Below are 12,717 nucleotides of genomic sequence, written 5' to 3' on the forward strand. Positions count from 1 at the left end.
TTTGATTACTTTTGAGCCATCAAAAAAAAGGATCAATGAGCATCACAAAACACAACTGGACAAAAGAAGAAATTATTTCAATATACAATAAACCAATGATGGATTTGCTTTTTGAAGCAGCAACTATTCATCGCGAACACCATGACCCAAATGTAGTACAGGTTTCTACTTTGGTATCTATAAAAACAGGTGGCTGTTCTGAAGATTGCGGGTATTGCCCACAAGCAGCTCGATATGACACAGGAGTTGAAGGTAATAATTTGATGTCTGTAAATCAAGTTAAAGATCAAGCAATCCAAGCAAAATCAGGAGGTTCGTCCCGTGTGTGCATGGGAGCAGCGTGGAGAAATGTAAAAGATGGACCAGAATTTGACCAAGTTTTAGAAATGGTTCGTACCATTAACAAAATGGATATGGAGGTTTGTTGTACCTTGGGTATGATTACCGAAAATCAAGCACAACGTTTATCAGAAGCCGGTTTATACGCCTATAATCATAATTTGGATACTTCAGAAGATTACTATAAAGAAGTGATTTCAACACGTGGTTTTGAAGATCGTTTACAAACTATAGAAAATGTACGCAAAACTAATGTTACAGTTTGTAGTGGTGGAATTATAGGAATGGGCGAAAGTATCGAGGATAGAGCAGGAATGCTCGTTGCCCTTTCTACTTTATATCCACAACCGGAATCAACACCGATCAATGCATTGGTTCCTGTAGAAGGAACACCAATGGAGAACGAAAAACCAGTAGATATTTGGGAAATGATCCGAATGGTAGCTACTACCAGAATTGTAATGCCAGAAACACAAGTACGTTTATCTGCTGGGAGAATGAATATGAGTCGTGAGGGACAAGCAATGTGTTTCTTAGCTGGAGCCAACTCTATTTTTGCTGGAGACAAATTGTTAACTACACCAAATCCAGACGTAAATGAAGACATGAAGATGTTTGATTTATTGGGATTGAAACCTCAAAAACCTTTTACTAAAGTAGCACAGCGTCCGACAGTTGAAGCCGTAGATTCGCAATTTGAATCACTTGGTGAAAAACCAAAATGGACCCGACCAAATCATACAATTGAGAAAAATTTAGAAGCCTCTATTAAAGGAAAATAATTTTTTCTAAACTAAAATGAATCCCCATTTTCGCTTTGAAAATGGGGATTCTTTGTTTATTACATCAATCAAAATACTACTTTATTTATGTAAGTCTCCCTATTATCCAAATAAGTCTTTACAATTAGAATTTGATGCTTAAACATCGCATTTGAGACAACTAATTGTGCACTGTTTATTTGCTCCTTTTGAAATAACAAATTACCTTTTAAATCATAAATCAAAACTTTTGAAATATTTCCTTCTTCAGCATTAATTTGCAATTGGCTATCGTGAACACTAATTTTTATATCGTCATTGGAGTGATCAAAAGGATCTGGTTTTGAAATTGATTTTTTAACGGATGAAAACCGCAAAACAAAACGATTATCAAATGTTCCTTTTTGGGTCGAAAAAGAATAGGAACTCAACTTTAAATCGTGCAAAATTGAAGTCTCTTTATCTTCTAAATAAATTTTTTGGTTCTCAAACAAACCATCAGTTTCATCCAATTTAATTGTAAAAGCACCTTCATTAGATGATTTATAGCCTAAAGGTACGATATCAGATTTTGCAAATGGCAAAGATCTTCCTTGTATTACTAAATTTGCCGCACCAATTATACTATAAAAATCAAGATTACTATCATTATTTATACTCAAACCATCAAATGAAATGCCAAATTCATTAGTTGCATTTGTTATATATCCTATTAATAATTGTCTAAATGCTCCATCCGAATTTGTTAAATTCAACCAAATTCTATGCTTTTTTAATTTTATTGATTTTACTCCTTTAAAAAATTGCTGATTGCTATTGTCTTTTGATACTCTCATTTTGTTATTAAAAACAACGGGGCCATCTCCAACAGAACTCAAAACAAAAAAAGATTGGCCGGAAGCTATAGTGCCAAACGGTTTTTCACCCCCACTTGAAGCAGCTACGCCACCTAAAATAGAATAAGATGCAAAATCAGATTCGGAATATTTATTATTGGCAATACTCGTATTATGACTCCAAAAACGCAAAGTCCCTTCAAGCCTAGAATGATTAATACTGTTTTCTAACAAAAATTCATCTGCATTTAAACCTGAAGGATATGGGTTACCAATTAAGTTTCCATAACCATTTGGACCCACTGCTAAAGGTGTAATGTTATTATTTGGTGTTCCTATAAATTCTACAGATTGAATATAAGTAGGAGCTGTTGGAATAGGCCAAAAAGGAGGTTTTGGCACACGAATGATATATCCAACTCCAGGTGTCATTATTCCATCATCATAAGTCCAGTCATCTGCATTACAGTCATACCTATAATATTTATCAGGAAGTGTATTTGGTGACAATAGCTTAGCAGTTTGACCAGATACTGGTGAAGACCAATAGGTATAATCAAAATTCCTCATTGGTTGACTATTGCGTTTATAGACAATAGCACCTGAATTTATTGCATTATCATTGACTTGAACTAAACTTGCATCATTTTCAAACGTTAAAACACCTTTTACATCCAATCCATTTTCAAGCTTTAATACCACACCAGAATTAACGGTAACCTTACTATCTGAATCAATTGTACAAGAACAAGCCTCAATATTCGAATCAATAATACAATCGGTTAAATAGCGAATATTTTTGTTCGCAGTAGGCAAACCATTTGACCAATTACCATTATAAAGAGTTTCAAGAGGCGAAACTTTAATAATATTGGATGAAACCTTATTTTTACAACTATTAACCGCATTTAATCTAACATAATAAGTTCCCCCTGCAACCATTCCAGAAATAGTGGTAAACAAAACATTACCTAATTCTTTATTCTGATAGCCTACTAGCCTATTTACAAATTCAGAATCAGTTGCTACATCAATAAAATAATTAGTAGTATACAAAGTATTTGACCAATTAACCACAAAAGAAGTAGCAGTACAATTAAGACTAGTTTCCTGCAATAAAGGTATTGGAGGTTCATTACAGGATACTGAACCTTTAAACTCAAAATCATTAACACTAAAAGTACCAGTACCCGCAATAGCAGCCCATGCATACAATCGAAACGTAATCGGTTTTGAAATATTCTGAAAAATAGGATTCAATAAAGAAACAACTGATCCGTTTGAACCAACAAAGCCAATATCCGAAACAAAATCATCAACACTAGATCTAAAAGCAAAAATTGTTGGTCCGTTAACCGAAGTTTGACCAGTATATTGAAAACTAATAAAATCAATCTTTTGATCTGAATTTGGACTTAATATAAATTCAAAATAAGCGTCAGGATCTATTTTTACCGTATTCCAACTTTTAGCATCATATCGATTATTCGCATCTACACCAATAACACCAACACCTCTGCTAATACCTGAGGCATCAATATTAGGATCAGTCTCTTGCCCAAAAGTATAAGGATTTGAATTATTAGAATTAACGCCTGTTATAGAATTTCTAAATATATTTTGTGCAGAAGACAAATTTAAAAAGAACAAAAACAAAGGCAGGTAAGAAAAAGAGAATCTCATATAAAACTGTATTTAAAATAAACAATATATTACTTAATAAAATTATAAAAAATAATTTATATTCTTACAATTCTTAATACTATTTAAATACCGTTAAAAAAAATCCCATTCACTAATGTGAATGGGATCATTATTAATATGTTTTATAATTCCTAATTTTTATAAATAATCTCCTTTGTTACCCATTTTCCTTCGATTAATTGGGTCATAACAATTAAAAACTGATCACTAGCATTTAAGTCTGGCACAATAAACTCATTACTATTCACAGCATTATTTTGATATAATAATCTTCCTCTTAGATCATATACCATAACCTTAGCCATAGTCATTTCAAAAGAATTAATTTTAATTTGATGATCCTTAACAGACACAACTAATGCTTTTTCAACTTTAGTAAACGATGGGTTCTCTAGATTTGGACTTGAAGGATCAACTACAACTGGTGGATCAACCACTACTGGTGGAACTACTACAACTGGAGGATCTATCACTACTGGTGGAACTACTACAATTGGAGGATCTACCACTACTGGTGGTACAACTACAACTGGAGGATCTATCACTACTGGTGGTACAACAACAATCGGTGGGTCTACCACTACTGGTGGAACAACTACAACCGGTGGATCTACCACTACTGGCGGAACAACTACAACTGGTGGATCTACAACTATAGGAGGATCAACTACAACTGGTGGATCTACAACTACAGGTGGATCAACTACAACTGGCGGAACAACTACAACCGGTGGATCTACCACTACTGGTGGAACAACTACAACTGGAGGATCTACCACTACTGGTGGAACAACTACAACCGGTGGGTCTACTACTACTGGTGGAACAACTACAACAATATTATCAGTATATCGCAATATAAATCGATTATTAAAAGTTCCTTTAAGCGTAGTAAATGTATAGGGACCTTGTTTTAAGTTCTGAATTAAATGACTTTCTGTATCTTCAATGTAAACGTCTTGATTCACTAAAACACCGTCTACTTGATCAATACTTATTGTAAAATTACCATCCACGTTTGTTTTATAACCCAAAGGCACTTTATCCGTATTTACGAACGGTACTGGACGCCCTTGAATAACTAAATTCATGTTTTCATTTACACTATAAAAATCAATATAATCATTTCCATCAAAACTCACTCCATCAAACGCTTTATCAAGACCAAGAGTTGCTCCTGATACATATCCCACTAACATTTGTTTGAATGCCCCTTGTTTATTAGTCAAATTCAGCCAAACACGGTTTTTTTCTTTAGAACTACTTTTCGATTTGGTACCTCTATAGAATTGTGCATTTTTACCCGAATCATCAACTCGCATTTTATTATCAAAAGTAACAAATCCATCAGAACCAAGACCTGGTAATGAATTCACAAAAAATGATTGACCCGCAGCAATATTACCATCAGGTTTATTGATATCTTGCCGTACATCGCCAGCATCAAATTTTCCATTATTATTATTATCGATATAATTACCCATCGTATTGGTACCACCAACCCCATTATAAGCAGCAAAATCAGATGACGAATATTGATTGTTCGTAATTACTGTGTTGTGTGTCCAAAGATAAATAGTACCATCAAGTTCATTACTATTAGCAGCCATAAAATCATCTGCACTCATAGCTGAAGGATATGGGTTACCAATTAAATTACCATGACCGATTGGACCAACTGCTAAAGGCAAAATTTTATTATTTGGAGTTCCTTCAAATTGGACAGACTGAATATAAGTAGGAGCAGTAGGTATAGGCCAAAAATTAGGTTTTGGAACACGAATGATATATCCAACTCCAGGTTTCATCATTCCATCATCAAAAGTCCAGTTATCTGCATTACAGTCATACCTATAATATTTATCAGCAAGCGTATTTGGAGACAATAGTTTAGCTGTTTGACCAGTTACTGGTGAAGACCAATAGGTATAATCAAAATTCTTCATTGCTGTCGAATTTCGCCTGTAAATTATCTTTCCATTATTTACGGCATTATCATTCACCTGAATTAAACTTGAATTATTCTCAAAAGTTAAAGTACTAGATGGATCAACTGTTAATCCATTTTCAATATGCAAAATAGCATTTGAATTTTTATCTACTAAATATCCTGCGCTTCCCACTGGAGTTCCCACTACCACATTTACACCTGGATTGATTTGAACAGAACAAGCGTTTATTGGAGTTACCATTGTTACACTGCTTGATGAACCAATTGCAAAGACAGCTTTTTTAGTATTATTCGGAGCCAAATTATCCCAAGTTAAACCACCATCTGTCGTTGTAGTAATCGGCACAGAAATAGTTGCAGTATTAGAATTCAAACTTGGTGTACCGCAACTACTTACTGCTCTAGCTCTAGCATAATAAGTAACTCCCGGTGTCAATCCGTTTACAATTACCGATTCAGTAGGATTTAATGAAGGTGATACCGAAATATTTTGATAACCTGGTATAAAAGTTAAAAATAGTGGATCTGTAGAAACATCAAAACGATAATTGGCAATATTTGGAATAGGTGTCCATGTAGCATTAGCCGAGATATCACCACAATTTAATACAACATTATTTAGAACTGGCGCAACTGGTGTAGAATTAACTTGTACCGCTTGTTGTGCAGATACAGATCCTCCACAACCTCCAGTAATTGTGTAAATAATATTAGTAGTTCCTGCCGAAACTCCTGTTACCAGTCCAATAGTATTCACAGTAGCTACTGCAGTATCACTACTACTCCAAGCTCCTGTACCTCCGCCTAAAACTACTGTATTTATAGCATAAGTTGTAGTTTCAGTAACACATAAATTACTTATACCCGATACTGAAGCAATGCTTGCATTTGGACTAATTGATGTAATATTTATCGGTAAACTATCAGAACATCCTACTGCATCAACACTATTTAATGTATAAGTTCCAGAATCCAAAGCAGTACGACTCAATGTTGTTGCATTATCTGTCCAAGAAACATCCAAAACGTTAACATTTACGGGCACATTTGCACCAGATTGATACAAATCAATTGTCTTTGAATATAGTAGATTATTGGATACGTCGAAAAGTTCTAACAACATGTTTTGCCCTCTCTGTTGGCAACAATCCAAACGATTGTAAATTTTTATAAAATCTATGTTTTTTCCTGATTGAAGGTCTACTTTTATCCATTCATTGATATTTGGAGTTCCACTGTGCCAATAATTACTGATTCCAGAATTATTCCCATCAATTGCTTTTTGTGGCCCAATATTTGGTATATCATTTAAATAATTTGAACTTGAAGTAGCAGAAGCACCATTAGAAGCCAATGCCACGTTGGTTCCAGTAAAAATTTCAAACGCCTCTATCTCTGCTACCTGTTGCCAAGCATCTGCATTGACATATTTTTGAGTTAATTTTAAATAACGAACATTAGTAAGCCCTCCAGAAAGTGTAGGGGTGATGGTTCCATTATTAGATGCCGGACACGTTTCATCAACCTTATTTGGAGTAATAGAAAATGGAGTATTTACAGTTACCGTTGCCAAACCAGACAAAACACTTGAACAAGTAGGAGCTGATTGATATACTGCACTAACCAAATTGTACACAAAAGTACCTGCAGTAGCAGTTAATACTGGAATTGTTGCTGTAGTATTAGCTCCTACATTTATAGTAGTATTTGTGCCTCCATTAAATGTATAAGTAATCGTAATAGGTAAACTTTGTGGATTTGTAAAAGTCACATTTGGGGAAGTTGCATTTAAACAAACCGTTGTAGTACCACCAATAGTAGCAGTAGGAGGTGATAAAATGGCGACTAGCTGATTCGATGAATTTCCACTAGTTATTACAGGACACGAACTATTAGCACGTACTCGATAATAATAAGTACCAACACTTAATCCCGTAACATTATAGGACGTTACAAAACCAACATTTAAACCACTATAGACTCCTACAAAACTCGAAAAAGCTGGACTTGTTGACACATCCAATATATAACTTGTGGCAGAATCAACTGTATTCCAATTTGCCGTAAAACTAGAACAACCAATATTCGTTCCAGCTGTTGATGTTGGAACGGTTAAAGCAACTGTTGAATCTGTTATTATAGCCACAACATTCGAACTATATACACATGCCGCAGAATTTACTGTTGAACCTCTAACGTTTCTTCTATAAAATATTTGAGTAGCTACACTAGGTGAAGTTCCTTGAACCGTATAATCTTTTGCAGTAGCACCAGATATATCCGCCCAAGTATTATTATCCGTTGAAGACTGCCATTGGTATTGAACAGGTGCAATTGTATTATTACCTTGCGTAGCTACTACAGCACCCGTTAAAAGTGTCGATGTAGATGCACATCTTGTAATAGGTCCTGTTGGCGTGACCGTATTTAAACTATTTATGGTAGTAGCCGCCGGGAAAATAGTGAAATTTGAAACGTTAGATCCGTTCTTTTCGTAATAATCAAAAACCAATTGACTGTTGCCATTTAAATAAACCAATACGTTATTATAATCTGTAGAGGATTGCTGCCTCCATGCGTCAAAAACCAATGCGCCATCAATATACAATCGAACCCCATCATCTCCTGTTATGTTTACAAAATAGCAACCCGCAGGATAGGTAGCCGGTGTAGTTTGCATTCGGTAACGAACCGAGAATGTTTCTGTACGAACAGTTTGAGTAGTTCCAGCCGCTGTAACAGGAATGCAAGTATCACCCCCTACATAACTATTATTAAATGAAATGGTAGATCCCGAAACCGTATTGGCTTGGTTAAAATAGCCTATATAAGAAGCAAAAGCATCAGTGTCAATAGGACCAGCTGTAGCAATGGGAACACTGTTTGAAAAATTATACACATGACCTATCCATGAATTGGTACCTGCAGCTGTTTGAGAATCTAGGTTGTTACTGCCTCCTGCATATTGTACTGTTATTGTTCCAGCAGTTCCAGAAGTTGTCGAACAATTATTATCATTAGTGTACCTCACTAATAAATCCCCAGTAAAAGTTGCTGTCCAGGGTGAAACCGTAGCATCATTATTACCGGAGCCAGAGGCTGTCCCAACATTTGTAGCAGTATTACTTGCATTAAAAAGTGTTATCCTTTTTGTAAAACCGGGATTCCCAGATGCAATGATGTTATATTTAAGTCCACTTATCACTTTCACGGCGACGTAGTTTCCTACCCCTACACCCGTAAATTGAACTGATCCAAAAACATTGTTACTAAATTCTGTATTATAACAAATATTACTTGTGCTTCCAGACTGAGAACCGCCAAAAGAACATTGACTATAACCATGCAATTGAACAAAAAATAGTAAAAATAAAATAACTACTAACTTCAATGAAGCAGTATTTTTATTTACTAGATTATCCAATATTTTATAGTGATTTTTAACCTGTAAAAAAAAGAAAACTATTTCTTTAAATTTAGCATACAGAGAAGAAAAAAAAGCAGTAAATAAAAGTAAAAATCTATTCATAATATTTTGGGGTATAGTGTCTAAATCACTAAAAAAAAGGTTTTTCCCAAATTATATAGCAACTATATAGTTTAAAAAAAACTTTTTGTGATCAAATTAGTTTTACAAAGGCAAAACCACGTAAAAATACGTGCCAAAATTAATCATTTAAATTTACCAATAAAATAATACCTTCGATAAAAGCGGTAATATTTAGTTAAATAACTGTTTTGAAAATATTTTGTAGTATTTTTATATTTAAAAATTCAATCCATATACCAATATTAAAAATTGATTAACTGTTTGAAATAAAACTATTTAAAAAACAATCCAAAAATTGAATTGAATAAAAAACCTACTTAAACTATAGAACTCTTTCTATTTACTGTATTAAAACATTGAAATACCATGTTTTGATTTAAAAAAAGGGAATCCTGATTACTTATACTCGATTCATTTCTAATAAAAAATCTCCATTTAAAATAAAGCAACCCAAAAAATTAATTTCTAACTTTTACCACAAAACGTGTTTTATTTTAAAATAAACAACTCCTTTTTAAACTGAAAGAATCTATAACATTTGGCCGCTTGACGATATGGCGGATTAAGGAAGCCTAAACTTTCGGTTAATCCCAAATTCAGCATTAGACATTATTACGCAGAGTCACACGAAGAATTCGCAAAGAATCTCAAAATTTTTTAAGCTCCATTCAAAGAATTCGATTTCACTTTGTGCGTCTTTTCGAATCCTTTGCGACTCTTTTTGAAATTTTTCCTATTGCGGAATCTCGTTTAATGACTAATTTTACAAGTACAAAACTGTCTTTAAATTAAGCCTAAACCCGCTATATTGCCAAACGGAGGTTATGTAAGATTCCTTATAGTCTACTTTTTAAATCCATCATTCCATCAAGAATTCTTGCGATTTCTATTTCGTTCATTGATATAATTGAGTAGAAGATAATATGTTCACCTGATTTAATACCTAAAATTCCTTTCGTAACTATATCATAGTTTCTACCAAGTTCCGGGTTATTTGCTAGATCATCACATGATGCCATAAGTAAATCATAATACTTTTCAGCTTGCATTTCAGACCAAGTTTCGATTGTATAATCCCAAATTTCAGTTAAGTCATCAACAGCTTTATATGTTAAATAATATTTAGCCATTTGATATTTTTCTTGCTTTTAAAACGTTAAGATGTTTTTTAGCATCAAAATCTACTGCCCGACCACTTTCAATTCCATCTTTAATCGCTTTTCTTAAAGCTACAATTTTATTTTCCTCATCTTCTAAAAGACGAAGACCAGCTCTGACAACTTCGCTTGCGTTATTGAATCTCCCATCATTTACACTGTGTTCGATAAAACTTTCGAAATGATTACCGAGCGATATAGAAGTATTTCGTCCCATAATTTTTTTTAGCTAAGTTACCAAAATATGGTAACTTTTCAAATTATTCCGTTTTTTTTTGAAATATTATATAACTTTATGATAAAAAAAAACTCCAAAATTTTCAACAAGTAAGTTCAAGAACCAAACACTTATTATTTTAGAATAATAAAAAAGCAAAATACATTCTTACCAAAATCATACATTTGTCAAAACAATTATACGATAATCCCCCTTTTGATGAAAGAAGTCTATTCCCTCAAAGAAGCAAAATTAAAAATAGAGCATTTTTGTGCTTATCAAGAACGGTGTCACGAAGAAGTGGTTTCGAAATTATGGAGTATGAAATTGGACCAAAATGAAATAGACGAAGTTATTGTACATCTTATTGAACACAATTTTCTGAACGAAGCTCGATTTGCCTGTAGTTTTGCAAGAGGAAAACACCGCATCAAACATTGGGGAAAAATAAGGATTACCAATGAATTGAAGATGCGAAAAATCAATAAAACCCTGATTAACTTGGCATTAAAAGAAATTACACCTGAAGAATATTTGGAAACATTTGAGAACCTAGCCGAAAGAAATTGGAAATCCATTTCAGAAACTAATGCCCTCAAAAAGCGAAAGAAATTTTGCGATTATATGCTACGCCGTGGTTTTGAGAGTAACTTGATTTATGATAAAGTACGGGAGTTGGAGAATGGGAATACCGATTAAAAAGATTCAATTTCGCAAAGATTCACAAAGAAAAAGCGCGAAGAAGCACAAAAAAAAACAGCAACCCTATTTAAACCATTAAGAAATTAAGATTCATTCAGACTCAATGCTTAATAAATCTTAATTTCTTAATGGTTTTTGTGTTTCTCTGCGAAACCTTCGTGAATCTTTGCGCTATAACCCTCTTCTTACAAACTCAAAAGCACACTCACTGCATTTCCTCCAAAACCAACGGCATTGACTAATACCTTTTTGATTACCCTTTTAGAGTTTTGAACTCTGAAAGGATTAGAATCATCAAGAAAAGGCACCCCAATAAACTGATTCTTTTGCATCATCAAAATGGCCATTTCCATACTCAAAATACCCGAAGCTCCAAAAGTATGTCCAATTTTCCATTTATTGGTAGTCAATAATGGCAACCTATCACCGAAGACTTTCTCAATGGCTCTAAACTCGGTTAAATCACCTTTTATAGTTCCAGGAGCATGCATTACGATCGCATCTACTTCTGAAATTGCTGTATTTTCCAAAGCCATTTTCATCGATTTCTGAAAACACGTAGCTTCTGCCGAAATCGAAATATTATGCTCCAAAATTTCTGTTGCATAACCAATACCCTCAATATAAGCCAGTGCATTTTCTTTTTTCCCAATTTCGAGGCAACACACTCCAGCGCCTTCACCCAAAATCATAGTATTTTGTTTTTTATCCAAATCCAAAGCACGATTCGGATATTGTTCTTCACTTTTAGAATAAATTTTCAACGCCCGCATTTGTCCAATTGTAAAATCGGTCAAAGGCGCTTCACTCCCACCTACCAAAAATTTATCAGCCATACCCGCTCTCAACCATGCCACTCCATTAAGTATTGCATGCAAAGCTGTTGAACATGTGATAGAATGTGAAATTTCAGGCCCTGTACTTTGCAAATCATGTGCCACCCAAGAGGAAATATTCCCCAAGGTAGTTGTTGGCGAAGCTAAAGTTTGAGCTTTACCCGTTTCTAAATACTCCTGAAAATGCTTTTCGAATAAATCGGTTGCACCACGAGAAGAACCAATGTTAATTCCAAAAATAGCTTCTTTTGACCAACCTGATTTCTCTATAGCAGAGCGAGAAGCAACCATCGCATACAAAACCGATTTATCCAAAGCTTTGTATTTTATATCAGATTGCCTCAATAACTCAACTTCTGCTTTAGAAGTAGTATCAAGAGCAGCAACTAATGTCTCATTATGATCTAAAAATTGTGTGGAGAAACAAGGATTTTCCGTTAGATAATTTTCCCAAATGATATCGGATGAATTTCCTAAAGACGAAATGGAAGCTATAGCGGTAATGGAGATAGTTTGTGACAAAATATTCAGTTCTTATTTTACTGCAAAGGTCGCAAAGTTTTATGCAAAGTCTGCAACTGAATACACTTTTATAACAACAGAATAAAACAAATTGTTACAATTATAAAGTCAAAAACAGTTTGCGATACTTTGATACTCCTTT

The 12,717-nt window shown here is 34.0% G+C and carries 7 protein-coding genes; 2 read left to right on the top strand and 5 right to left on the bottom strand.

Annotation, left to right across the window (positions count from 1 at the left end):
• Positions 1–35 precede the first annotated feature (35 nt).
• A complete protein-coding gene (gene bioB / locus OYT91_RS12740) occupies positions 36–1,121 on the top strand; it encodes a biotin synthase BioB (RefSeq protein ID WP_281238266.1) in 1,086 nt (361 codons plus the stop codon).
• 68 nt (positions 1,122–1,189) lie between these two features.
• On the opposite strand, the gene OYT91_RS12745 is transcribed toward bioB, so the two are convergent.
• The 4 genes from OYT91_RS12745 to OYT91_RS12760 all read right to left on the bottom strand — a co-directional run bounded on the left by OYT91_RS12745 (position 1,190) and on the right by OYT91_RS12760 (position 10,515).
• Positions 1,190–3,619 (bottom strand): RemA C-terminal-like gliding motility protein, encoded by a 2,430-nt coding sequence (locus tag OYT91_RS12745; RefSeq protein WP_281238267.1) that lies wholly within the window; start codon positions 3,617–3,619, stop codon positions 1,190–1,192.
• Between the two features lie 152 nt (positions 3,620–3,771).
• Positions 3,772–9,015, bottom strand: a complete 5,244-nt coding sequence (locus OYT91_RS12750) for a RemA C-terminal-like gliding motility protein (RefSeq protein ID WP_281238268.1) — start codon at positions 9,013–9,015, stop codon at positions 3,772–3,774.
• 962 nt (positions 9,016–9,977) lie between these two features.
• Complete coding sequence (locus OYT91_RS12755) at positions 9,978–10,271, bottom strand: type II toxin-antitoxin system RelE/ParE family toxin (RefSeq protein ID WP_269224504.1); 294 nt, start codon at positions 10,269–10,271, stop codon at positions 9,978–9,980.
• A complete protein-coding gene (locus OYT91_RS12760) occupies positions 10,264–10,515 on the bottom strand; it encodes a type II toxin-antitoxin system ParD family antitoxin (protein WP_269224503.1) in 252 nt (83 codons plus the stop codon). The genes OYT91_RS12755 and OYT91_RS12760 overlap by 8 nt, the downstream gene beginning before the upstream one ends.
• A gap of 219 nt (positions 10,516–10,734) precedes the next feature.
• Here OYT91_RS12760 and OYT91_RS12765 point away from each other — a divergent pair, with 219 nt between their 5' ends.
• Positions 10,735–11,214 (top strand): regulatory protein RecX, encoded by a 480-nt coding sequence (locus OYT91_RS12765; protein ID WP_269224502.1) that lies wholly within the window; start codon positions 10,735–10,737, stop codon positions 11,212–11,214.
• A gap of 188 nt (positions 11,215–11,402) precedes the next feature.
• On the opposite strand, the gene OYT91_RS12770 is transcribed toward OYT91_RS12765, so the two are convergent.
• Positions 11,403–12,575, bottom strand: a complete 1,173-nt coding sequence (locus OYT91_RS12770; RefSeq protein ID WP_281238269.1) for a beta-ketoacyl synthase N-terminal-like domain-containing protein — start codon at positions 12,573–12,575, stop codon at positions 11,403–11,405.
• Between the last annotated feature and the right edge of the window lie 142 nt (positions 12,576–12,717).

The sequence above is a fragment of the Flavobacterium praedii genome, assembly GCF_026810365.1.
Lineage (GTDB): Bacteria > Bacteroidota > Bacteroidia > Flavobacteriales > Flavobacteriaceae > Flavobacterium > Flavobacterium praedii.

Bases quoted from the DNA above. Each gene is read 5' to 3' on its own strand.
- OYT91_RS12745 (WP_281238267.1), bottom strand. From the start codon at position 3,619: ATGAGATTCTCTTTTTCTTACCTGCCTTTGTTTTTGTTCTTTTTAAAT.
- OYT91_RS12765 (WP_269224502.1), top strand. From the start codon at position 10,735: ATGAAAGAAGTCTATTCCCTCAAAGAAGCAAAATTAAAAATAGAGCAT.
- OYT91_RS12755 (WP_269224504.1), bottom strand. From the start codon at position 10,271: ATGGCTAAATATTATTTAACATATAAAGCTGTTGATGACTTAACTGAA.
- bioB (WP_281238266.1), top strand. From the start codon at position 36: ATGAGCATCACAAAACACAACTGGACAAAAGAAGAAATTATTTCAATA.
- OYT91_RS12760 (WP_269224503.1), bottom strand. From the start codon at position 10,515: ATGGGACGAAATACTTCTATATCGCTCGGTAATCATTTCGAAAGTTTT.